Origin of the sequence: Allorhizobium paknamense (assembly GCF_030815125.1) — a bacterium.
Classification (GTDB): Bacteria; Pseudomonadota; Alphaproteobacteria; order Rhizobiales; family Rhizobiaceae; genus Allorhizobium; species Allorhizobium paknamense.
This window is the reverse complement of the sequence record NZ_JAUSWH010000001.1, coordinates 608,549-632,857: the sequence shown is the minus strand read 5'-3', so window position 1 is coordinate 632,857 and position 24,309 is coordinate 608,549. Positions and strand designations below refer to the sequence as shown.

At 59.9% G+C, this 24,309-nt stretch carries 17 protein-coding genes; 10 read left to right on the top strand and 7 right to left on the bottom strand.

Annotation, left to right across the window (positions count from 1 at the left end; translation table 11 throughout):
• Nucleotides 1–325: 325 nt before the first annotated feature.
• The 8 genes from ccmI (at nt 326) to QO005_RS02920 (ending at nt 11,921) form a co-directional block, all read left to right on the top strand.
• On the top strand, nt 326–1,477 hold the full coding sequence (ccmI, locus tag QO005_RS02955; protein ID WP_307156452.1) for a c-type cytochrome biogenesis protein CcmI: 1,152 nt from the start codon (nt 326–328) through the stop codon (nt 1,475–1,477).
• Nucleotides 1,474–1,923 carry a cytochrome c maturation protein CcmE gene (gene ccmE, locus QO005_RS02950; protein WP_307156451.1) on the top strand — a complete coding sequence of 150 codons (450 nt, stop codon included), beginning with the start codon at nt 1,474–1,476 and terminating at the stop codon, nt 1,921–1,923. The genes ccmI and ccmE overlap by 4 nt, the downstream gene beginning before the upstream one ends.
• Nucleotides 1,920–3,911: a heme lyase CcmF/NrfE family subunit gene (locus QO005_RS02945; protein ID WP_307156450.1), complete on the top strand. Its 1,992-nt coding sequence runs from the start codon at nt 1,920–1,922 to the stop codon at nt 3,909–3,911. The genes ccmE and QO005_RS02945 overlap by 4 nt, the downstream gene beginning before the upstream one ends.
• The gene (locus tag QO005_RS02940) at nt 3,908–4,372 is read left to right on the top strand and encodes a cytochrome c-type biogenesis protein (protein ID WP_307156449.1); all 465 of its coding nucleotides are present in this window, start codon (nt 3,908–3,910) and stop codon (nt 4,370–4,372) included. Before QO005_RS02945 ends, QO005_RS02940 begins: the two co-directional genes overlap by 4 nt.
• A gap of 538 nt (nt 4,373–4,910) precedes the next feature.
• Nucleotides 4,911–6,479 carry a Do family serine endopeptidase gene (locus QO005_RS02935; RefSeq protein WP_307156448.1) on the top strand — a complete coding sequence of 523 codons (1,569 nt, stop codon included), beginning with the start codon at nt 4,911–4,913 and terminating at the stop codon, nt 6,477–6,479.
• A 237-nt stretch (nt 6,480–6,716) separates the two neighbouring features.
• The gene (locus QO005_RS02930) at nt 6,717–7,463 is read left to right on the top strand and encodes a response regulator transcription factor (protein ID WP_370877996.1); all 747 of its coding nucleotides are present in this window, start codon (nt 6,717–6,719) and stop codon (nt 7,461–7,463) included.
• An 88-nt stretch (nt 7,464–7,551) separates the two neighbouring features.
• Entirely contained in the window at nt 7,552–8,955 is a 1,404-nt protein-coding gene (locus QO005_RS02925; RefSeq protein ID WP_307156447.1) for an ATP-binding protein, read from the top strand.
• A 20-nt stretch (nt 8,956–8,975) separates the two neighbouring features.
• Nucleotides 8,976–11,921, top strand: coding sequence for a bifunctional [glutamine synthetase] adenylyltransferase/[glutamine synthetase]-adenylyl-L-tyrosine phosphorylase (locus QO005_RS02920; protein WP_307156446.1), 2,946 nt, complete (start codon nt 8,976–8,978; stop codon nt 11,919–11,921).
• Between the two features lie 149 nt (nt 11,922–12,070).
• Here QO005_RS02920 and QO005_RS02915 read toward each other — a convergent pair whose 3' ends face one another.
• The 6 genes from QO005_RS02915 to QO005_RS02900 form a co-directional block, all read right to left on the bottom strand.
• Complete coding sequence (locus QO005_RS02915) at nt 12,071–12,367, bottom strand: hypothetical protein (RefSeq protein WP_307156445.1); 297 nt, start codon at nt 12,365–12,367, stop codon at nt 12,071–12,073.
• Between the two features lie 36 nt (nt 12,368–12,403).
• The gene (locus QO005_RS24190) at nt 12,404–12,760 is read right to left on the bottom strand and encodes a transposase (protein ID WP_370877987.1); all 357 of its coding nucleotides are present in this window, start codon (nt 12,758–12,760) and stop codon (nt 12,404–12,406) included.
• Between the two features lie 210 nt (nt 12,761–12,970).
• Entirely contained in the window at nt 12,971–13,171 is a 201-nt protein-coding gene (locus QO005_RS24185; protein ID WP_370877986.1) for a transposase, read from the bottom strand.
• 122 nt (nt 13,172–13,293) lie between these two features.
• Entirely contained in the window at nt 13,294–15,621 is a 2,328-nt protein-coding gene (locus tag QO005_RS02910; RefSeq protein WP_307156444.1) for a PAS domain-containing sensor histidine kinase, read from the bottom strand.
• 407 nt (nt 15,622–16,028) lie between these two features.
• Nucleotides 16,029–18,677 carry an aminopeptidase N gene (gene pepN, locus QO005_RS02905; protein ID WP_307156443.1) on the bottom strand — a complete coding sequence of 883 codons (2,649 nt, stop codon included), beginning with the start codon at nt 18,675–18,677 and terminating at the stop codon, nt 16,029–16,031.
• A gap of 144 nt (nt 18,678–18,821) precedes the next feature.
• Nucleotides 18,822–19,931: a methyl-accepting chemotaxis protein gene (locus tag QO005_RS02900; protein ID WP_307156442.1), complete on the bottom strand. Its 1,110-nt coding sequence runs from the start codon at nt 19,929–19,931 to the stop codon at nt 18,822–18,824.
• A gap of 255 nt (nt 19,932–20,186) precedes the next feature.
• On the opposite strand from QO005_RS02900, the gene QO005_RS02895 reads away from it, so the two are divergent.
• A complete protein-coding gene (locus QO005_RS02895; protein ID WP_307156441.1) occupies nt 20,187–21,128 on the top strand; it encodes a DMT family transporter in 942 nt (313 codons plus the stop codon).
• A gap of 130 nt (nt 21,129–21,258) precedes the next feature.
• Here the strand turns inward: QO005_RS02895 and QO005_RS02890 are convergent, their stop codons facing one another.
• Nucleotides 21,259–22,497, bottom strand: coding sequence for an MFS transporter (locus QO005_RS02890; protein WP_307156440.1), 1,239 nt, complete (start codon nt 22,495–22,497; stop codon nt 21,259–21,261).
• Between the two features lie 515 nt (nt 22,498–23,012).
• Here QO005_RS02890 and QO005_RS02885 point away from each other — a divergent pair.
• Nucleotides 23,013–23,891: a hypothetical protein gene (locus QO005_RS02885; protein WP_307156439.1), complete on the top strand. Its 879-nt coding sequence runs from the start codon at nt 23,013–23,015 to the stop codon at nt 23,889–23,891.
• Nucleotides 23,892–24,309 lie beyond the last annotated feature (418 nt).

Sequence of the window (24,309 nt, the reverse complement as noted above, 5' to 3'; positions counted from 1 at the left end):
TGGGAGCGGGTTTTCGGTCCAATCCGAGGCGAGAGCTAAATCTCGATGCGAAGCGCTGTGGCCGATTGCCGCTCATGCGGCAAGTTGATTTGACTTGCGTCAAGGTTGACGCCACCAGACAGGGATAGACAGTCTTTCGAAAGGGCGGGGCCAGTTGGGCCGCGCTCTCCGTTTTTGACGGGTGCCAATTGCCGGTTTCCCGATAAAAACAAATGGAAACAAAGGAGCATGAGCCTGTCCGGTTCAGTTGGAGCGTGACGGGTTCTCAAATGGGGAGTGCTGCGGCGGGGCTTATGGTTTTGCTGCTGCGGGAAGTTTCAAGGTCATGCTGTTCTGGATCGTGATTGCTGTTTTGACCTTTGCCGTTGCGGCGGCTTTTTTGCTGCCGCTGATCCGGGCAACCCCTTCGGCGGCGGATGATGCCCAGGCTGCGGCGATGGCGATCTATCGCGATCAGTTGAAGGAACTGGAGCGCGACAAGGCGGCGGGGTTGATTTCCGGCGAGGAGGCGGAAGGCGCACGGGCGGAAATTGCCCGGCGGCTGCTGGCGACCGATGGCGGGGCGCGGGCCGCCGCCAAGCCTCAATCCCGGCATGGGCTGGCGCAGGCTTTCGTGGTGGTGATGGTGCCTCTGGTCTCGCTGGCGCTTTATCTTCTGGTGGGCAGTCCCGGCCTGCCATCGCAGCCGCTTGCCGCGCGGCTGGAAAATCCCGGCAATGACATCAACCTCCTGGTGGCGAAGGCCGAGCGGCATCTGATGGACAATCCCGATGACGGGGCGGGCTGGGATCTGCTGGCGCCGATCTATGCGCGGCTGAACCGCCAGGGGGATGCCGAGCTTGCCTATCGCAACGCGCTGCGGCTGAAGGGGCCGGGGGCCGACCGGCTGAATGGGCTGGGCGAAGTGCTCATGGCTGAGAATGACGGCATCGTGACCGACGAGGCGCAGGCGCTTTTCCGGCAATCGCTGGCGCTGGAGCGTAACAACCCGCGCGCCGCCTATTATCTGGCGCTGGGGTTGGAGCAGGCGGGGCGCAAGGGCGAGGCGCTGGATGCCTTCAGGGCGATTGCCGAGGCTTCGCCTGCCGATGCGCCGTGGATGCCGCTGGTGGCGCGGCATGTGGAGAAGAATGGCGGCGGGCCGCTGGCGCAGGAGCCAGCGAAGGACGCTGCGAAGGCGCCGGGCAATCCTTCTCAGGCCGATGTGGCGGCGGCTGAGACGCTGTCTTCCGGGGATCGCCAGCAGATGATCCGTGGCATGGTGGAAAGCCTGGATGCGAAGCTGAAGGCGGACCCTGCGAATTTCGAGGGCTGGATGCGGCTTATTCGCTCCTATGCGGTGCTGAAGGACGAGGCCAAGGCCGTGGAAGCGCTGAAGGCGGGGCTGAAGGCCTTTCCCGCCGAGGGGGCGGAGGGCCGGCAGTTGATCGCCATGGCCGAACAGATGGGATTGCCGGTGACGGAGGCATTGAAATGACCCGCAAGCAGAAAAGACTGGCGGTGATTGCGGGTGGGATGAGCTTCATCATGGCCGCCGTGATCCTCATTCTCTTCGCCTTCGGGCAATCCGTGTCCTACTTCTACATGCCTGCCGATCTGGCCAAGACGCCGGTGGGACCGGGGACGCGCATTCGCCTGGGCGGGCTGGTGCAGGAAGGCTCGGTGCAACGGGGCAATGGCTCGACCGTGCGTTTTTCCGTGACCGACGGCACCAGCAGCGTGCCGGTGACCTATACCGGGATTTTGCCCGATCTGTTTCGCGAGGGGCAGGGTGTGGTGACGGAAGGCATGTTCGAGGCAGGCGGCGGGCTGTTCGATGCCGATACGGTGCTGGCCAAGCATGATGAGAATTACATGCCCAAGGAAGTGGCCGACCGCATGAAAAAGGACGGCGTGTGGAAGGGCGAGGGGGAGACGAAATGATCATTGAGCTTGGTCATTATGCGCTGGTGCTGGCGCTGGCGGCGGCGCTCGTCACCTCCATTCTGCCGGTGATCGGTGCGCGGCGCGGCGATGGCGGCCTGATGCAGACGGCGGTGAGCGGCACCTATGCGCAGTTTGCTTTGGTGCTGTTTGCCTTCGGCGTGCTGGCCCATGCCTATCTCGTTTCTGATTTTTCGCTGCTGAATGTCTATGAGAATTCGCATTCGCTGATGCCGGCGATCTACCGGTTTTCCGGGGTCTGGGGCAATCACGAGGGCTCGATGATGCTGTGGCTGCTGATCCTGGTGCTGTTCAGTGCCATGGTCGCGGTGTTCGGCGTCAATCTGCCGATGCGGCTGAAGGCCAATGTGCTTTCGGTGCAGGCCTGGGTGGCGAGCGCGTTTCTGCTGTTCATTCTTTTGACCTCCAACCCGTTTGTGCGGCTCAATCCCGCGCCCGCGGAGGGGCAGGACCTGAACCCGGTGCTGCAGGATCCGGGGCTGGCGGTGCATCCGCCGCTGCTCTATCTCGGCTATGTCGGGTTTTCTGTTTGTTTTTCCTTTGCCATCGCGGCGCTGATGGAGGGGCGGATCGATGCGGCCTGGGCGCGCTGGGTGCGGCCCTGGACGCTGGCGGCCTGGACCTTCCTGACCGCAGGCATCGCCATGGGGTCTTACTGGGCCTATTACGAGCTGGGCTGGGGCGGCTGGTGGTTCTGGGACCCGGTGGAGAACGCCTCCTTCATGCCGTGGCTGGCGGGGACTGCGCTTTTGCATTCGGCGCTGGTGATGGAAAAGCGCGATGCCTTGAAGATCTGGACCGTGCTTCTGGCGATCCTGACCTTTTCGTTGTCGCTGCTCGGGACGTTTCTGGTGCGCTCCGGCGTCTTGACCTCCGTGCATGCCTTTGCCAGCGATCCGAGCCGGGGGATTTTCATTCTGGGCATTCTGACGCTCTTCATCGGTGGGGCGCTGTTTCTGTTCATGCTGCGGGCGCCAAGCCTGAAGACAGGCGGGATCTTTGCGCCGATTTCCCGGGAAGGTGCGCTGGTTCTCAACAATCTGATCCTGACGGTCTCCACCGCGACCGTGCTGATCGGCACGCTCTATCCGCTCATTCTCGATACGCTGACGGGAGAGAAGATTTCGGTTGGTGCGCCTTTCTTCAACCTGACCTTCGGATTGCTGATGATCCCGCTGATCGTGGCGGTTCCCTTCGGGCCGATGCTGGCCTGGAAGCGGGGCGATCTGCTGGGCGCCTTGCAGCGGCTTTATCTGGTAGCCTGTCTTTCGCTGTTGCTGGGGCTTGGGCTCTATTATGCCGAGAATGGCGGGCCGGTGATGGCCGTGCTGGGGCTTGCAGCGGGGTTCTTCCTGATTTTCGGGGCCTTTGCCGATCTCTGGTATCGTGGCGGCTTTGGCAAGCAGACGGTTAAGATCGCCTTTCGGCGGCTGGTGGGGCTGCCGCGCTCGGCCTTTGGCACGGCGCTGGCCCATGCCGGGCTTGGGGTGACGGTGCTAGGCATTGTGGCCGTGACCACCTTCCAGACCGAAAAAGTGGTGGAGATGAAGCCGGGCGACACCGTGGAAGCGGGCGGATATGCACTGACCTATGATGGCCTGCGCTCGGCCAAGGGCCCGAATTTTACCGAGGATCGCGGCCATTTCACCATTCGCCAGGGGGGCGTGTCGCGAGGGGATGTGTGGTCTTCCAAGCGGCTTTACACGGCGCGGCGGATGCCGACGACGGAGGCGGGGATTCGCAGCTTTGGCCTCAGCCAGCTCTATGTTTCGCTGGGGGATGCCATGGAAGGCGGCGGCATGGTGGTGCGCATCTGGTGGAAGCCGTGGATCCTCTGCATCTGGGGTGGGGCGCTGGTGATGATGCTGGGCGGTTTCGTCTCCCTGAGCGACCGGCGATTGCGGGTGGGCGCGCCGCGCCGCAAGCCGGCACCCGTTCAACCCAGGGGGCTGGAGGCGGCGGAATGAGGAATTTCGCCGTTTTGGCGCTTTTATTCTTGAGCCTTGCGCGGCCCGTCTTTGCGGTCAATCCGGATGAGGTGCTGTCCGATCCGGCGCTGGAGGCGCGCGCCCGGCATCTTTCGGCGCAATTGCGCTGCATGGTGTGCCAGAACCAGTCCATCGACGATTCCAATGCCGAACTGGCCAAGGATTTGCGGCTTCTGGTGCGCGAGCGGATCGTCAAGGGGGACAGCGACGAGCAGGTGATGGATTACCTGGTATCGCGCTATGGGCAATTCGTGCTTTTGAAGCCGCGGATGTCCTCCGAGACGCTGGTGCTGTGGGGCGCGCCCGGGGTGCTGCTGGTGATCGGCGCGGTTGCGGCCGTGCTTTATGTGCGGCGTGGGGCTGGGCGCAAGCGTGCGGAGCGGCTGAGCGATGAGGAAGAGGCACGGCTGAAGCGGTTGCTGGAGGAGAGTGAGGCCTGATGAATACGAAGAGCCATTGAAAATGGCAGTTCGTATTCCCTTTTCGAATATCTCAAGCCCCTGATGCAGTTGAGATATTCGAAATTCCTTCAAGGCGAGGATGCGTTAGCATCTTCGAGCCTTGGTATAATACGAAGAGCCATCGAAGATGACACTTCGTATTCCCTTTTCGAATATCTCAAGCCTCTGATGCAGTTGAGATATTCGAAACTCCTTTAAGGCGAGGATGCGTGAGCATCTTCGAGCCTTGGTATAAGGTCGCACGAAGCAAAACGTTTGGCTCGTGCGCTGCGGTTCAAGGGGCAGAGGCTCTACCATTTTCTGAAAGGATGAGGCGGACGAAACGCCGGGGCCCTGGACCGAAGGCACCGGACTTTCCTCATGACCGAATGTTCACTGAACTTATTACGAAATTTTCATCTGCTGGACAGTTCGTTGTAACGTGATGCTCCCTATATCTGGATCATCAACCACGGGAGATCGGTTTTCCGGCTCCGTTCCTGATAACGATGCGATGAAACAGATGAAGGTAGATCCCATGTCGAAGACCTCCAATCCGCGCTCTTTCAAATCGGTCCTGAAGACCGGGACCGCGGCGGGGCTCGCGGCCTTGATGCTGGCGGGTGCGACGCCACTGATGGTGCCCGCCTATGCTGCGCCCGTGAATGTGCAGGCGCCGCAGGTGCCGAGCTTTTCCGGTGTGGTTGATGCCGTTCTTCCGGCTGTTGTTTCCATCCGGGTCCAGTCGGATGTGCAGCAGACCTCCGATGACAGCAATTTTTCCTTCAATGGCCGCGATTTCGACCAGTTGCCCGATCCGCTGAAGCGCTTCTTCCGTGAATGGGGCATGCCGATGGCGCCGGATGGTCGCGGTGGTCCGCATGCCGAGCCCGGTCCGCGGGGTGGACCGCATGCCGAGCAGCGTCCGCGCCGCCTGCGTCCGACCGCGCAGGGCTCCGGCTTCTTCATTTCCGAGGATGGCTATATCGTCACCAACAACCACGTCGTTTCCGACGGTCAGGCCTATACGGTGGTGATGAATGACGGCACGGAACTGGATGCCAAGCTGGTGGGCAAGGATCCGCGCACCGATCTGGCCGTGCTGAAGGTCAATGAGCCGAACAAGAAATTCACCTATGTGAACTGGGCCGATGACGACAAGGTGAAGGTGGGTGACTGGGTGGTTGCCGTCGGCAATCCCTTCGGTCTGGGCGGTACGGTGACGGCAGGTATCGTTTCGGCCTTCGGCCGCGATATCGGCTCCGGCCCCTATGACGATTACATCCAGATCGATGCGGCTGTGAACCGTGGGAACTCCGGTGGTCCGGACTTCAACCTGAACGGTCAGGTTGTAGGCATCAACACGGCGATCTTCTCGCCCTCCGGCGGCAGTGTGGGGATTGCCTTCGCCATTCCGGCCTCCACCGCCAAGGATGTGGTCAATTCGCTGATCAAGAACGGCTCCGTTCAGCGCGGCTGGCTGGGCGTGCAGATCCAGCCGGTGACGAAGGATATTGCCGACTCGCTTGGTCTTTCGGAAGCGCGGGGTGCGCTGGTGGCTGAACCGCAGGCCGATTCCCCCGGCGCCAAGGCCGGGATCAAGCAGGGCGATGTGATCACCGCCGTCAATGGCGAGCCGGTGAAGGATCCGCGCGATCTTGCCCGCCGCATTGCTTCCTTCGCACCGGGAACCAAGGTGGATGTCTCGGTCTGGCGTGAAGGCAAGTCCGTGTCCGTCAAGGTGGATCTGGGTAAGCTGCCGACCGAGGACAAGACCGCCGACAACAGCGGTGACGACCAGGGCAGCGAGGAGCGGAGCGCACCCGCGACCGAACAGGCGCTGGCAGGGCTGGGCGTGACGGTGCAGCCCTCCGATGATGGCAAGGGTCTGACGATTACCGATGTCGATCCCGACTCCGACGCCGCCGACAAGGGTGTGAAGCCCGGTGAGAAGATCACCTCGGTCAACAATCAGGAGGTGGCCAAGGCCGCCGATGTGAAGAAGATCATCGATCAGGCCAAGAAGGAAGGCCGCAGCAAGGCGCTGTTCCAGATCCAGACCGACAAGGGCAGCCGTTTCGTGGCGCTGCCAATCAACCAGGGCTGATCTCACGCCTTGAGATGATGGGGCGACCGGAGCAGTTCGGTCGCCCTTTTATATTTGACATGCTGGCCCCGTCTCTCGCTGGGGAGACGGAATGATACGAAGAGTCATTGAAAATGACTCATCGTATTCCTTTTTCGAATATCTCAAGCTTCTGACGCAATCGAGATATTCGAAATCTCTTCAAGGCGAGGATGCGTCAGCATCTTCGAGCCTTGGTATGATAAGGTCGATATGGCAATGGGACAAATGGTTGAAAGCGGTAAAACGGGCTGTGCAGGCGACAATGGCGCCGGTATTGTCCAGCGCATGAAGATACTTGTCATTGAAGACGATCTGGAAGCTGCCGCCTATATGGTGAAGGCCTTTCGTGAGGCGGGGATTACCGCCGACCATGCCAGCGATGGCGAGGCTGGCCTCTTCATGGCCAGCGAAAACAGCTACGACGTGCTGATTATCGACCGCATGCTGCCACGCCGGGATGGGCTTTCGGTGATTTCGGAACTGCGCAAGCGGGCCGTGAACACGCCCGTGCTGATCCTTTCGGCGTTGGGACAGGTGGATGACCGGGTGACGGGCCTGAGGGCCGGAGGCGATGACTATCTGCCGAAGCCCTATGCCTTTTCCGAGCTTCTGGCACGGGTGGAGGTGCTGGGCCGGCGCAAGGGTGCGCCCGAGCAGGACATGATGTACCGGGTGGGCGATCTGGAACTGGACCGGCTTTCCCACGAGGTGCGCCGGGGTGGCAAGGAAATCCTGCTGCAGCCACGGGAATTTCGACTGCTGGAATATCTGATGAAGAATGCCGGACAGGTGGTAACGCGCACCATGCTGCTGGAGCATGTGTGGGATTATCACTTCGATCCTCAGACCAATGTCATCGATGTGCATGTCTCGCGGCTGCGCTCGAAGATCGAGCGGGATTTCGACAAGCCGCTTTTGAAGACGGTGCGCGGTGCCGGCTATATGATCAAGGACGAGGGATGATGATCTCGTCCGGGCTTGAGTGTTTCCAGGAAAAGTGGAGACCGGTTTTCTCTCTGGAAATGCGTAAAAATGCTTTGAGCGGTGTGCGATGAGCCGGATGGGGGTGATGTTCCGCTCCACAGCGGTGCGGCTTTCGGCACTTTACATTCTGCTATTTGCGCTGTGTGCGGCCTTTCTGGTGATTTATGTGACCGCCTTGTCCGAGCGGCTGCTGAACCAGCAGACGCGGGAGGGCTTGCAGCAGGAGGTGACGGCGATCCAGGGGGCCTATGAGCGCTCCGGCGTCAACGGGCTGCTCCGGCTGATGGAGCGGCGGATGCGCCAGCCGGGGGCGAACCTCTATGTGATTGCCGGGCCGAATGGCGAGATGCTGGCGGGCAATGTGGCTTCGCTGCAGCCGGGGGTGCTGGACCGGGAGGGATGGACGGATTTTCCCTTCATGTACGACCGCTATGCCGAGACCGATGAAGGGAAGCGGCATCTGGCGGTTGCCCATGTGATTTTTCTGGATAATGGCCTGCGTATTCTGGTGGGGCGCGATCTGGGTGAGCCGACCCGGTTCCGCTATCTGGTGCGCAAGGCGCTGATGGTGGCGCTGGCGATCATGGGCGGCGGGGCGGTGGTGATCTGGTTTGCCATTGGCCGCAACGCGCTGAAACGGATCGACCGGGTTTCTGCCGCCAGCAAGAAGATCATGGCGGGCGATCTGGCGCAGCGGCTGCCGGTGACGGGCTCCGGCGACGAGTTCGACCGGCTTTCTGTTTCGCTGAACGAGATGCTGGAGCGGATCGGCAAGCTGAACGAGGGCTTGCGGCAGGTTTCCGATAACATCGCCCATGACCTGAAGACGCCGCTGACGCGGCTGCGCAACCGTGCGGCAGATGCGCTGGGCCAGGAGGATGGCGAAGCGCGGCGGCTGGCTTTGGAAGGGATCATTGCCGAATCCGATCAGTTGATCCGCACCTTCAACGCGCTGTTGATGATTTCCCGCGTGGAGGCGGGCTCCATTGCGGCCGAGTTGAGTGATCTCGATCTCTCCGCCATTGCCGCCGATACGGCGGAGCTTTACGAGCCGGTGGCGGAGGAGGCGGGCTATGTGCTGAACTGCGAGATTGCTGAGGGATGTCTGGTGCGCGGCAATCGTGAGCTGATCGGGCAGGCGATGTTCAACCTCTTGGATAATGCCATCAAATATGCTGGAGATGGTGGCAGCGAAATCAGGATTGCGCTCAAGGCCGAGCAGGGTGAGGTGCGGCTTTCTGTGAGCGATCATGGTCCCGGCATTCCGGCGGAGCGGCGCGAGGATGCGGTGAAGCGCTTCGTGCGGCTGGATGAAAGCCGCAGCAAGCCGGGCACGGGGCTGGGGCTTTCGCTGGTGGAGGCGGTGATGTCTCTGCATGGAGGACGGCTGGAACTGGCCGACACCGATGGACCGGAGGCGGCTTCACCGGGTTTGACGGCGGTGATGGTGTTTCCCGGCGGCAGGCGGTGACAGGATGAGGAGGGGGAGCAATGGTGGCTGGCGGGGAGAGTGGATCGCTTCTGGCTGAGGTGAAGGCATGCACGATCTGGCCTTTGAACAAGACCGAGGCGAAGGCGGCACAGGCCGTTTTGAAGGAGCTGTGCCGGGCAGAGCCCGAGCTTGCCGCACCGTTGGGCGAGGAAGCGGTCAATGATTTTTTGACGGCGGCGCTGTCGCTTTCGCCGTTTCTGCGGGAAACGCTGACGCTTGCGCCGCATCTTCTTCTGAGCGCCTGGCGTGAGCCGTTACCGGCGCTGCTGGCGGCGCGGGTGGAGGCGGCGCGGCAGAGCTGGAGACAGGGAGAAGGCGAAAGCCCGGCGAGTGAGGCGGAGGTGATGGCGCGGTTGCGGCTGACCAAGCGCGATGTGGCCTTTCTGCTGGCGCTGGCCGATCTGGGCCGGGTGCATGATGCCCGCACCACGACGCTGTGGCTGAGCCGGCTGGCGGATGCCGCGATTGCCGCGGCCATCGATCATCTGCTGGTGCAGGGCGCGCAGGCGGGCAAGCTTGAGCTTCAGGATCTGGATGATCCTTCGAGGGGAAGCGGGCTTGTGGTGCTGGGCATGGGCAAGCTGGGCGCGCGGGAACTGAACTACTCGTCCGATATCGATCTCGTGGTGTTTTTCGATCCCTTGGCTGGCCGGCTGAAGGCGCCGGAGGATGCCAGCGAGACCTATGGGCGGATGATGCGCCGGTTGATCCGGATTTTGCAGGACCGGACGGGGCATGGCTATGTGTTTCGCACCGATCTGAGGCTCAGGCCCGATCCGGGCTCGACGCCGCTCGCCATTCCGGTAGAGGCGGCGCTGATCTATTACGAAGGACGCGGGCAGAACTGGGAGCGGGCGGCCTTCATCAAGGCGCGGCCTGTTGCGGGGGATATCGCGGCGGGAGAGGCTTTTCTCAAGGAGTTGCAGCCCTTTATCTATCGCCGTTATCTCGATTATGCGGCGATTGCCGATATTCATTCGATCAAGCGGCAGATCCATGTGCACAAGGGGCATGGGGCGATCGCGGTGAAGGGCCACAATGTCAAGCTGGGGCGGGGCGGCATTCGCGAAATCGAGTTTTTTGCACAGACACAGCAGTTGATTGCCGGGGGACGGATGCCTGATCTGCGGCTTCGCGCCACCGAGGCAGCGCTTGCCGGATTGCAGGCGGCGGGTTGGATCGATGCCGAGACGGCGGAAGAACTGACCGAGGCCTATTGGTTTTTGCGGGATGTGGAGCACCGTATTCAGATGGTGCGGGACGAGCAGAGCCATGTGCTGCCGAGTACCGAGGCCGAGTTGAAGCGGATTGCGCTGATGATGGGCTTTGAGGGCGTGGCAGGCTTTTCCGCCGCGCTCGAAAAGCGGCTGAGGACTGTCGAGAGGCGCTATGCGCAGCTTTTCGAGCATGAGGAGGGGTTGTCCGTCGATGGCAATCTGGTTTTCACTGGCCAGAAGGATGATCCGGACACGTTGCGCACCCTGGCAAAACTGGGCTTTGCGCGGCCTGAGGATATGTCCCGGGTGATCCGGACGTGGCATTATGGACGCTACAGGGCCACGCAATCGGTGGAAGCGCGCGAGCGGCTGACGGAACTGACGCCACGTCTGCTACAGACCTTCGGCAAGAGCCGCAGGGCGGATGAGGCGCTACTGCGGTTCGACCAGTTTCTCTCCGGTCTGCCGGCGGGTATCCAGCTTTTTTCCCTGCTGTCCAACAATCCGCCGCTGCTCGATCTGCTGGTGGATGTAATGGCGGCGGCACCGCGGCTGGCGGACATTATTGCGGCGCGTCCACATGTGTTCGACGGCATGCTGGACCCGCGGCTGATGGCGGAGGTGCCGACGCGGGATTATCTTTCGGCGCGGCTGCAAAGCTTTTTGAGCGGGGCGCGGCTTTACGAGGACATTCTCGACCGATTGCGGATTTTTGCTGCAGAACAGCGGTTTCTGATCGGGATCCGGCTGTTGACCGGGGTGATTGCCGGGGCGTCGGCGGGCCGGGCCTTTACCGATCTCGCCGATCTGGTAATTGCCGAGGCCTTTGAGGCGGTGCGGCGGGAACTTGCGGCGGCGCATGGGCAGATCGCCGGTGGACGGGTGGCGCTGGTGGGCATGGGTAAGCTCGGCTCACGGGAACTGACTGCCGGTTCGGATGTCGATCTGATCCTGCTGTATGAACATGACGATGAGTCAGACGAGAGCGACGGGGCAAAGCCGCTGGATGCCGTGCGTTACTACACCCGGTTCACGCAGCGGCTGATCGCCGCCCTTTCGGCCCCCACCGCGGAGGGGGTGCTGTATGAGGTGGATATGCGGTTGCGCCCCTCCGGCAATAAAGGGCCGGTTGCGACGCGGCTCAAGGCCTTTCGCCGCTACCAGCAGGAGGAGGCTTGGACCTGGGAGCACATGGCGCTGACCCGGGCGCGGCTGATTGCTGGCGACAGGGGCCTGATTGCCGAAGCAGAGGCGATCATTGCCGATATCTTGGGGCTGAAGCGGGATGTTGGTAAGGTGAAGGCGGATGTGCGGGAGATGCGGGCGCTGATCGAGGCGGAGAAGCCTGCGCGGAATCTTTGGGATTTCAAGCTGATGGCCGGTGGGCTGATCGATCTGGAATTCATGGCGCAGACGCTGCGGTTGACGGATGCGCGACCGGTGCGGATGGGGCTGACCACGGCGGAGGCATTGGCGAGCCTGGGGACCGGGCGGACGCGTGCTGACGATCTGGATCTGGTCTGCCGGGCGCTTCACCTCTACACCGAGCTATCGCAACTGATCCGGACGTCGATAGACGGGGATTTCGAGACGGAAGCGGCGCCGGCGGGGCTGACCGACCGGCTGCTGAAACTTGCCGACTGCCCGGATATGAAGGCGCTGGAGGGAGAGATCCGGCAAATGTCCCGCGCTGTGCGGCGGGTGTTTCAGGGGCTGGTGGTGGGGTAAATCCGACCAATTATACCAAGGCTCGAAGATGCTAACGCATCCTCGTCTTGAAGAGATTTCGAATATCTCAAATGCATCAAGGGCTTGAGATATTCGAAAAGGGAATACTAGGTTCTGTTGACAAAGTAGCTTGAGGTGCTCGTTAAGAACTACTTTTCTGCGTCGCCCAAAAAGGCTTCGATGCTGACTTCTTGGAGCCTTTTACGCGCTGCTACAGAAATCAGCCTGACGTCGGGATTTTCCTCCACCGCTCTTCCATACCAATATTTTGCGGCATGCAGGTCACCAATCTTCTCATAACACTCTCCCAGCCGCTCCCCGAGATATCCGGCATCCAACGACTGGTCGCCATCTGCCATGAAAAGATAAATCTTGATCGCGTCCGCTGCCTTCCCAGTCGCGATCAGGTCTTTCGCAATGCGGTCTAAGTGATTGAAGTTATACAAGATTTACTCCTCGTTTACAGCGTGTTACCGTCTTAACTAAGGTGCACAACTCATGAAGCGGAGCAAGTGTGGCAACCATATTCTTGCGGCGACCAACACGAGAAAGGCGGCGAAGGATTTTCGGGTTTTATCGTATCGGGTGGCGACACGACGAAATTGCTTCAGCCGGTTGAACAGCCGCTCGATATGATTTCGGTCCCTGTAGGCTGTGAAGTCACAGGAGGGTTGGTCTTTGCGGTTGGCCCTCGGATGGATAACGGGCCTGATCCCGTGGATTAGCAACTCTTCGCGCAGGGCGCCGCTATCATAGACCTTATCAGCGAGAAACAGCCCCGGCTGGCAACCGGGATGGCTGGCAGATCGGGAACGGTATTTTAACCCGAAGCTTCCCACCTGTCAGGATGAACCCGAGAGGGCGTCCCTGACCGTCTGCACGAGCGCGGATTTTCGTCGAAAAGCCGCCGCGTGATCGACCAAAAGCCTCCTTATAAGTCCCCCTTTTGCGCCCGCAGCCTAAAAATGGCCGCGAACCGTGGTGCTGTCGATCATATGCTGCCAGTCATCGGTCAGGCCCAGTTCAACAAGCGTCTCCAGCAGGGCATCTCATACGCCTTGCTCTGCCCAACGGCGGAAGCGCACGTGGACGGAATTCCACTTGCCATACCGCTCATGCATGTCGCGCCAAGGGCACCCGACCCTCAGAATATGCAACATTCCGTTGAGATACTGCCGATTATGGTGAGAAGGGCGAGATTTCCTCCCGCGCTCATTGGGCAGCAGTCCTTCAACAATCCGCCATTCCAAATCCGTCAGGTCGCCGCGAGCCAGAATCGCCTCCTAAAAGGCAGCCTTGAATCATGCTCTAGCTGATTTGAGAATCCACTTTGTCAACAGAACCTAAGAGTCATCTTTGATGAATCCTAGTATTATTTTCTGGTAAAAAACGTCTTCTCGCAATCCGGGATGGCGATGCAGACGGCTGTGCCCTGGCCCTCGCGGGACCGTATTTTCAGCCTGCCGCCATGCAGCATGGTGAGCGACCGGGAAATGGCCAGCCCCAGGCCTGAGCCGCCTTTGCTTTTCGCATACTGACTTTGCACCTGCTCGAAGGGCTGGCCGATCTTGCTGATCGCCTTCTTGGGGATGCCGATCCCCGTATCCGCGATGATCAGGGAAACGCCGCCGCGCACCTTGCGGGCGCGTACGGCGATCTTGCCGCCCTCATCGGTAAATTTTACAGCATTGGAGAGAATATTGAGCAAAATCTGCTTCATAGCGCGGCGGTCTGCCGTCAGGCTTAACCCGGAGTCAATCTTCGGTTCTATGGAAATGTTTTTCCCCGTGGCGGAGACGGTGGTGAGCCTCAGCGTTTCGTCGATCAGCGGCGCGAAATCGATCCTTTCGCATTTCAGCTTCATATGCCCGGCCTCGATCTTGGACATGTCGAGGATATCGTTGATGACGTTGAGCAGATGCTTGCCGCTATCGTGAATATCACGGGCATATTCATCATATTTGCCGGAGCCGAGCGGGCCGAACATGCCGGTGCAGAGGATTTCCGAAAAGCCGAGAATGGCGTTGAGCGGCGTGCGCAACTCATGCGACATGTTGGCGAGGAATTCGGATTTGGCCTTGTTGGCGGCTTCGGCGCGCTGTTTTTCGGCGAGATATTTTTCGTTGGCGTCCGACAGTTCGGCCTTTTGCCGCTCCAGCTTTTTCTGCGAGGCAGAGAGATCGCCGATGGTGGCCATGAGCCGGCGTTCCTGTTCCCGCAGGCGCTCCTGGTGGCGCTTCAGCTGGGTGATGTCGGTGCCGACGGAGACCATGCCGCCGTCACGGGTGCGGCGTTCGTTGATCTGCAGCCAGCGTTCGTCCGCGAGCTGAATTTCCATAGTGCGGGCGCTGCCGAGTCCTGAAGGGTCGCTGACACGGCGCTGGATGATGGGGCGGGCGGCGGCGGCATTGACCACGGCGCGCTCGGTGCCCGGCACCAGCACCGAATCCGGCAGGCCGTAAACCTGCTGGAAATGGGCGTTGCACATGACCAGCCGGTCGCTCTTGTCCCAGAGCACGAAGGCTTCCGAGGTGCACTCGATGGCATCTGCCAGACGCTGATCGGCTTCGGCATAGCGCTGGGCGAGGCGATGATGCTCGGTGACATCCATGGCAATGCCGATGACATGCGGCGCACCCGAATTGCTGCGGATGACCTGGGCGCGGGCGCGCAGCCAGACATAATGGCCATTGGCATGGCGCATGCGGAAGACCTGATCGATCTGCCGGTTTTCACCGCGGCCGACAGCCTTCGCCAGCGCATAGAGATTGCCGTCATCCGGGTGCATCAATTGCGCGGCATCGGCAAAGGCCAGCGCTTCGCCGCGTGGCGAAAGGCCGAGAATGTCGTACATCGACTGCGACCAGACCAGCTTTCGGGTGGCGAGATCGAAATCCCACAGCCCGCAACGGCCACGGGAAAGGGCCGTTTCCACCCGGCGATTGGATTCCAGGAAGATGTCGGTGGTTTCCCGGGCTCGGCGCGCCTGCGCGAAATAGGCATAGAGAATGCCCATGAGGATGAGGGAAATCGCAGAAAACAGCGTGACGTTCAGGGCGATCTCTGCCCGCCAGTAATCGGCGGCGGATTTCAGTGAATGGGCGGCCAGCACCAGCGCGCCATCGGTGCCGGTGGGCACCAGGACGGCGATGTGGCTGAGGCCGTTGATATCGGTTTCGATGGCGCCGGTCTGGTCGCCATAGGTGCGGAAGGTGGCGACCTCCGGAAAAAGATCCATGACATGGGAGCCGACGAAGCCTGCGCCCGTTTCCGAGCCTGCAACAATGCGGCCATCGGGATCGAGCAGCAGCACGAAGCTTTCATTATCCAGCCGCGCCTGGGGCAGGAACTGCCGGAGCAGGGCCTCGGCACCGGGGCGATCAAGGTCGGCTGGTTTGATTGGGCCGCTGGCCAGCGCATTGGCCGCAACCGTTGCCATCATCGCAGTGGAGTGGCGAATGGCGCTTTCCATCCGCGAATATTCCGAAAGCAGGCCAAGGCCGCGCGCCATGGCAATGACGATGAGAAAGGCCACGACCAGGATGGGAATGATGTGGCGCAAGGCTGCATCGGTCTGCGTGACCGACAGCGTTTCCGCCGCCTGGAGCTTCTGACCGATTGCCCTCAATGATGATGCAAATCTCAGATATTTGAGACGCAACCGATCATCGGCTGCGGTTGCCCGCTGCACGTCCGCCATTATCCCCGCCTTGATCCTCGTGTGATTCGCCGCGCCGCTCGCCCGAATCTAAGCTAATGAATCATTGGAGATTCTTCGTGTCCAGAGGAAAAAATAACCCTTTGTTAACTCTTTGCGAAGAATCACTTTTTCCTGATCCGCTAGAGCATGTCGCGCAAAAGTGTGCAGCGGTTTTGCGAGAACGACATGCGTTAAACATGAACTTAAAGCACATTGCATGAGGCTGATAAGCCGCAACGTGGTTTAGGCGGGAGAGATGGTTCACGCGATCCTCTCGAGGGAGATTTATGTTTGATAAGCCTATTCTCATAAGCTGATTTTCTTGTTCGAGGCTTGCTGTTTAAACAGCAAAACGCCCGAAACGCGGGTTAGCGTTCCGGGCGCTGGAAAATGCTTCTGAAGGGATGTCAGCCTTCGAGGATGCGGTCCACGATATCGCGGACGTCGTTGGATAGGCCGTCCGCCGTCGAGATGGTTTCCAGTGCTGCCTTGGCATGGGCGGCACGGTTTTTCTCCAGCATGCGCCAGCTGCGCATGGAAGTGAGCAGACGGGCGGCGAGCTGCGGATTGCGCTTGTCATGGAACAGGATTTCCCCTGCCAGAAAGCGGTAACCCTCGCCATCCGGGCGATGGAAACCGGTGGGATTGCTGAAGGCGAAACTGCCGATCAGCGCGCGCACACGATTGGGGTTACCGGCGTTGAAATGCGGACCTGCCATCAGGGCGGTGATGCGTGCCAGCGCCTTTTCACCGGGAATACCAGCCTGAATGGAGAACCACTTGTCCATGACCAGCGGATTGCCGTTAAAGCGGCTTTCGAAGCTTGAAAGTGCCGCCTGGGTTTCTTCGGCATCGGGAAAATGCTGTGCCAGTACGGAGAGCGCCTGCGACAGATCCGTCATGTTATCGGCATCGGCGAAGGCCTGGGCGGCGGCGGTCGGGCTTTTCGAGGCATGGGCCAGATAGGAGAGGGCGGCATTTTTCAGGGCCCGCTTGCCGGCACTGGCGGCATCGGGACTGAAGGCGCCCTTGTCCTGCATGGACTGGTAAATCGTGGCGAAGGTGTCCGCCCCCGTAAGCGCGATGTCGCCCAGAATGGTCTGGCGGGCGCGATGGACGGCATCGGGATCGATATCGGAGCCGATGGCGCGGGCGATATCCATTTCCGAGGGGATCGTCAGCGCCTGGGCGCGGAAGGCCGGCTCCAGACTGTCGTCTGCGGCCACGGTCAGCAGCGTCTGTTTCAGCACGGCATCCGGCACGATCTCGCTTCCATTGCCAGCGGCCTTGGCCGCAGCCGTCAACACGGGCAGCGCCATATCGGTGAGCGCCTGCCAGCGGGAGAAAAGATCGTTCTCATGCCGTGCAATCAGCGACAAGGCCTCAGGGCTCTGGCTGAAATGCAGGGTGACCGGAGCGGAAAAGCCACGATTGAGCGACAGCACCGGCTGCTCTGCAATGCCGCTGAAGGTGAAGCTCTGGTTTTGCAGTGTGAGGTGCAGCACGTCTTCGCTGACATCGCCGCCGGTGATGGTGGTGGGCGCCAGGCCCGCGCCATCGGCGCCCAGCAGCGCGAATTTCAACGGGATATGCATGGGCTGCTTCACCGGCTGGCCGGGTGTGGGCGGTATGGATTGCCCAAGGTTGACCGTGAAGGTTTTTGCAGCAGCGTCGAAAGCGGTCTCCACCGAAATCTGCGGCGTGCCGGACTGATTGTACCAGAGAGAAAACTGCGTGAAATCCCGGCCCGAGACATCGGCAAAGCATTGCACGAAATCTTCGACCGTTGCCGCCTGACCGTCATGGCGCTCGAAATAGAGGTCGAGGCCTTTCTTGAAGAGGTCGGCGCCGAGGATGGTGGCGATCATCCGCGTGACTTCAGACCCCTTCTCGTAGACGGTCGTCGTGTAGAAATTGTTGATTTCCTTATAGGCCGCCGGGCGCACCGGATGGGCAAGCGGGCCTGCATCCTCGGCGAACTGTTCCGAACGCAGATGCCGGACCTCGGCAATACGCTTGACGGCGCGGGAGCGCTGGTCGGCGGAAAACTCGTGGTCGCGATAGACCGTCAGGCCTTCCTTGAGGCAGAGCTGGAACCAGTCGCGGCAGGTGATGCGGTTGCCGGTCCAGTTGTGGAAGTATTCGTGGGCGACAATCGCCTCGATATTGGCGTAGTCCTGATCGGTGGCGGTTTCCGGATCGGCCAGGATGTATTTATCGTTGAATATGTTGAGGCCCTTGTTTTCCATTGCCCCGAAATTGAAATCCGAGACGGCGACGATCATGAAAATGTCGAGATCGTATTCGCGCCCGAAAACCTCCTCGTCCCATTTCATCGAGCGCTTCAGCGCATCCATGGCATAGGCGGCGTTTGGCTCCTTGCCATGCTCGACATAGATTTTCAGCGCGACTTCGCGGCCGGACAGGGTGGTGAATGTGTCTTCCACCACGCCGAGATCACCGGCGACGAGGGCGAAGAGATAGCTGGGCTTCGGGTGCGGGTCGAACCAGGCGGCAAAATGCTTGCCTTCGCCATAGCCTGCACCGCCGAGGAAATTGCCGTTGGACAGCAAAAGCGGATTGGCGGCCTTGTCGGCGATGATGTTGACCGTATAGACCGACAGCACGTCGGGCCGGTCGGGGAAATAGGTGATGCGGCGGAAGCCTTCGGCCTCGCACTGGGTGCAATAGACGCCATTGGAGCGGTAAAGCCCCATCAATTGCGTGTTCGCCTCCGGATTGATCATCGTGGTGATGGTGATCTCGAAAGGCTCGCTCTTTGGCAGGTCGTTGATGGTCAGGCTATCCGGGGAAACATGATAGCGGCCGGGCTCCATTTCCATCTGGTCGAAGAGCAGGCTGACCAGAACCAGATCTTCCCCTGCCAGGACCAGGGGTGCGGCCGGATCGGCGTCTTCGCGCCGATGGAAGATGAGGCGCGCTTCCACTTTGGTTTCCGTCGGGTCCAGTTCGAAGGTTAGATCGACTCTTTCCAGAACGAAGTCGGTCGGGCGATAATCCGCCAGATTGATGACCTGGCCCGTTTCTGTACGCATCAATATATCCTGATCTTTTATTGCATCTTTTCGCGCGAGTGGGGTTGCGCAATGTCGGGGATCATGCCAGCAATTCCTGAACGATTGCTAAAATCCGAACTAGTTTTTCACTTGATCGCGCGAAACATCAAGAACTTGCCATTCTTATGGACGAATGCCAAGCCTTGAGCGGATATCGGCCTCATCCTCCACCTGCTGGACGATGACGCCATACCAGCCGAGCCCGTCATAATCCTCATAGCCAAGGGTGCGGGCGAAGGCGATGATGTTACCGTTACCATCGTAATAGCTGCCCTTGGGCGCGCCTTTGGCCTGAAGCGGAAAGTGCGTATAGAGCCTTTCCGGCTTGCTGCTGGCGATGACGCGCAACGTGCCGTCCAGCAGCATCACATCCGTCTTGTCCACCATGTGCGGCGGCAGGTTGGCCTCCTTCTCCACAATCGCCTGACCCTGGGCCTGCCAGTCGAAATAGACGCCTAGCGTGCCGAGAAGGTCTCCGTCGCTGCGGCCACCGCTTCGGATGCCCGTGGCATAGACCAGAACGTCCCGGTTCTCGTGCAGGCTGCTCTTCTTGACGTCATCGACTATGTAATCATCGCCGCTGCCGCATTGGCGGGCAGCCTGGAACCAGGGTTCCGAGGCCAGATTGTGATCCTTGAGGTTTCGCTGGTAGCGGGGATTGGCGGATGCCACGACCCGGCCTTTGAGATCGGTCATGACCAGATCGATATAGACGGTGTAGAAGCGGTTGATCACACCGAGCCGCTCTGCCGCATGGGCGAATTTTGCCGCATCGGGGGCTTCCAGGGCTTCCCAGAGGGCGGAATCGGTGGCCCACCAGCGCACATCCGCGGTGCGTTCGAACAAATTGCGCACAATGAACTGGACCAGCGTCAGGGAGAGGTCCGTGAGCCGGATGCCTTCCATGTCACGCACAAGACCCTCTGCCATGGCCTTGCCCGTCTGGATCCGTCCCAGCACGTTTTCCTCAAACTGCCTGGCAATGTCGCCGGCATTCTGCGCCAGACGCTGCACCTCATTCGCCACCACGGCGAAGCCCTTGCCGGCATCGCCCGCGCGCGCCGCTTCGATCAGGGCATTGATGGCCAGCAGGCGGATCTGTTTGACCACATGGCTGTTGCTGCCGCTGAATTGCTCAAGGTCTGCGCCAATGCTTTCGGTCAGAATGCGCATGGAGCGTGGTGTTGCCGCAACCGCGGCCTGGCCGGGGGAGACTGCGAGAGGCTCTTGCATAGGATCACGTCCTCAAAAACGGATGGAACAAGCAGATTCCCCATGAATGTCTGGGGATAAGCAAGCTAATTCGTTGGATGGTTAAGTAATTCTGAAGACGTCAGGCTTTGTGCGTACAAATTTCTGACCATTTATGGGGTTATTTGAATAAAAAGACCGCAAGAAAGATTTTTGCCTAATTTGTGTGCGCCCCTTGCGTTCCACGGGGTTTTTCGGGCAAAGCAAGGTGTCTGATTTTTCCCCGCTGGTTCCTTCATGCCATTCCCGCTTCCCACAGGCCCCCTTCGCGGCATCCTGTGCAAGATTTTCTCTGTGACCCTGTTCACCCTGATGCAAACGGCCATCAAGCTTGCGGGAACGGACATTGCTGCCGGGCAGATTACCTTCTATCGCTCGGCCTTCGCGCTGATCCCGATCTTCATCTACCTGGCGCTGATCGGGCAATTGCGCACGGGCTTCGTGACGGCCAATGTCTTCGGCCATGTGAAGCGGGGCGTGATCGGCATCGCCTCCATGGGTCTTTCCTTTTACGGCCTCGTGCATCTGCCCATGCCGGACGCCATTGCCATGGGTTATGCCATGCCGCTGGTGGCGGTGGTGTTCGCTGCCGTCTTCCTCAAGGAGGAGGTGCGGCTCTATCGCTGGACGGCGGTCTGTGTCGGCTTGTTCGGGGTGGTAATCCTCTCCTGGCCGAAGCTGACCTTGTTCAGCAGCGACGGTTTCGGATCGGAGGCGGCCATGGGTGCAACGGCGGTGCTGGTGGCCGCAGCTTTGGCGGCGGGCGCCATGCTGCAGGTTCGGCAACTGGTGCAGGAGGAAAAGACGGCGACCATCGTGCTCTATTTTTCCATCATCGCCGCCTTGATGTCGCTGCTCACCTTGCCCTTCGGCTGGTCGGACCTGTCATCGCGCCAGTTCGGCCTGTTGGCGCTCGCCGGGTTTCTGGGCGGGCTCGGCCAGATCTTCCTGACGGAAGGCTATCGGCATGCGGATATCTCGACGATTGCGCCGTTTGAATACAGTTCCATCCTGTTCGGCTCATTGTTGGGCTATCTGTTTTTCGCCGATCTTCCGACGATGAATACGCTGATCGGTACGGTGATCGTGGCTGGAGCCGGCATCTTCATCATTCTGCGCGAGCACAAGCTTGGGCTTGAGCGGCAGGCCGTGCGCAAGGCCGCGTCTCCTAACGGCTAATCCTCTCCACCAAGGCTCGAAGATGCTAACGCATCCTCGCCTTAAAAGAGTTTCGAATATCTCAAATGCATCAAGGGCTTGAGATATTCGAAAGGGGAATACGAACTGCCATTTTCAATGGCTCTTCGTATCACACATCTCCCGCCGGATCGTTCATCTTGGCGGAAACGGCCTCTGTTCCCTGCATGGGAAGCGAAGATGCCTGGAAGGCGCCCTTGTCGAACGGGGCGCCGGTTCTGCGGCGCATGCGCCAGGCCGCATAGGCGGCATAGAGCAGAAAGGACAGGCCGAGGCTGAGAAACAAGCCGTTCGGGCCGATGGTTTCCATGATGCTGCCGGAGATCAGCGGCCCGGTGACGGTGCCGAAGCCGTAAAGGATCATGATGGCGCTGGAGAGCGTCACATATTCATTCGGTTCGGCGAGATCATTGGCATGGGCCACGTTCAGCGAATAAACGGGATAAAGAACGGTGCCGACAAAAAAACCGCAGACATAAAGGGCAAGCGGCGAGAGGCCGCCGATGAGGATCATGGCAAGGCAGCAGCCCACGCCGAACAGGCCCGCGCCCACCATGACCTTGCGTCGATCCATGCGGTCCGACAGGCGTCCGATGGGCATCTGCGCCAGCGCACCGCCTGCGAGCACCGCTGCCAGCAAGGTGGCGCCCTCCATTGTGGAAAGCCCGATATTCTGGGTATAGACCGCGCCGAGGCTGCTCCAGGTGCCCGAAAGCGCGCCGGACAGCAGCGAGCCGATGAAGGCGATGGGCGAACGGCGATAAAGCTTGAGAAGATCGAAGCGCGCATGGCTGAGCGGTGTCGGTGATTGCGCCGACGACAGTGCCGTCGGAAAGATGGCGCTGGAGAAAATCAACGCACAGATGATGAAAAGCCCCACATTCTGCGGATCGCCAAAGGGCACGATATATTGGCCGCCTATCGAGCCGACGAGGCAGGCAATCATATAGACCGAGAAAATTGCGCCGCGATGCTCGTTATTGACCCGCTCGTTCAGCCAGCTTTCAATGATGAGATAGCTGCCGGCGATGGCAAAACCCGCAAGGCCGCGAAACAGCGTCCAGGCGCGCCAGTCGATCACCAGGGCGCAGAGCAGCACTGATACGGTGAGAAGCGTGATGAGCGCCGAAAACACCCGCACATGGCCGACCCGCTGCACCAGATGCGGCGTGACCACGCAGGAACTGGTAAAGCCGAAGGTATAGCCGGTGGCGATCACCGAAATGGTGAAGGTGGACCAGCCTTCAGCCACCGCGCGGATCGGCAGCATGTAATTCATCATTCCGAAGCCGGCCATCATCAGCAGGGTGGAAAGCATCAGGGTGGCAATGGAGGCAAGGCTGGCAAACATGGCGGGGTCCGGACGGGATTTGCAGTAACCGTTGTTTACCGCGCTCGAGCGCGGATGTCTCCGGGCGGTTTTGCATGCCGTTGCACGGCTGAAAAGAAATCGCTTTTTTCGCGGACTTTTTTCAACCCATCCAGCCACTCGCGGAAACGGGTGGAAATGGCAGGTGTTGAAAATTGTTATTCGTCAAGTTCGGTGGGATAAAGGCTTTTGCTCATTGCGGTTTGCCTCATCAGTGCCCCCCCTAAAAACAAATAGGGGTTGTGTCAGGCTGAGATCCGGCTTGTTTCAATCAGAAACCAATTTTTCTCCGATCGGACGGCTATCATAACATATTTTGATTTAAACCCACAGAATCCGTTATATTCAGATTTCTTAAATAATGTATAGACATCTTTAGTTGTGAGAAAAAATCGTGCTATAGAATTGCTATTGTTGGATTCGGTGGTGAGGTTTGCCATTTTCAGCTGCTATTCATTTCCGTTTTTGCGTTCATGCGTTTGAATTCCAGGTATGCGATGGCCTTGTCAGTTGAGAGACTTTCCGTTTCGCCGGAATTTACCAAAGCCCTTATGGTCATGGCGCAGCGTTTGCGGCAGCAGTTCGATGAAAATCCTCGACTGGCGCGTGTGTTGGGTTCCCATCAGCGATGGCTGCTCTGCCAGATCGGTTTTGCCTTGCAGATGGAGCATGAACCGGGAACGGAAAGGCACGGCCTGACGGCGGGCCGCTTCAAGCAGGTGGTGGGTGAGGCGCGCATTGCCAGCCGCAACACGGCGCTGAATTTTCTTCAGCAGATGCTGATTTACCGGTTCATTTTCATCGCCGGGCCGGAGAACATGCGCCCGCGTCGCTACGAAGCGACGGCCGCCAGCAAGGAGGCGATGCGGAACTGGTGTCTGGTCAATCTCGACGTGCTGGATGCCGTGGATGGCGGCAATCGCGTGGAAACCGCCCTGGCGCATCCTGGCCTCCTGCCCATCGTTCAGGCAGACATGGCGTGGCGCTGCATTGCCGATCCGCGCTGGCGGGAGCCGTCGCAGCGCGTGGGCCTGTTTCAGTGGACGGAGGCGGGCGGTCTGGTGATGGATGATCTGTTGATCCGTGCAGGGCATGCCTGCAAGGCCAATGGCGGCCATGCGGTCAATGGCTGGTATGATCTTGGCTTTGTGGACTTGCCCCGGCTTGCGGCGACCTTTCTGATGTCACGCACCCATCTGCAACGGCTGTGCCGCCGCGCCATGCAGGCACAGTGCCTGAGCACCAAGGAGGGCGCCAAGGGGCATCTGCTGATTTCGGCGGATTACATTCGGGAATATGCCGCCTGGCAGGCCGTGAAGTCCATCCATCTCGACGCTGCCTTTGAAGCGGCGCTGATGACGCATGGAAAAGGGTGAACTGGTGATGGATGCTGCCTGAGGTCTGTATCTCCGGGCAGTGAAGCCGTCTTTGCCGACAATAAAAAGGAGCGTCTCACTGTTTTGGTGAAACGCTCTCAGAGTGATAAGTCCACTAAAGCCCGTTGCGGCTTATCAGCCTCATGCAACGTGCTTTACCTTCTTCATTTAACGCATGTCGTTCTCGCAAAACCGCTGCACACTTTTGCGCGACATGCTTTAGGGTCAAAACTCAATCAGGATGGGTGTTCTGCAAGGCGTATTTTGTGTCTGAGTAGGAGGAAAGGTGCAGGAAATGCCGATCATTTTCAAACCTTTCCGACGCCCGCAGGCGCAAAATACGCCTTGCCCGAAGGGTTGAGCGGGATGGGCCGCCTGATTGCGAACAATGCTCGACAAGGCCTCAGGGCCTTGCCTT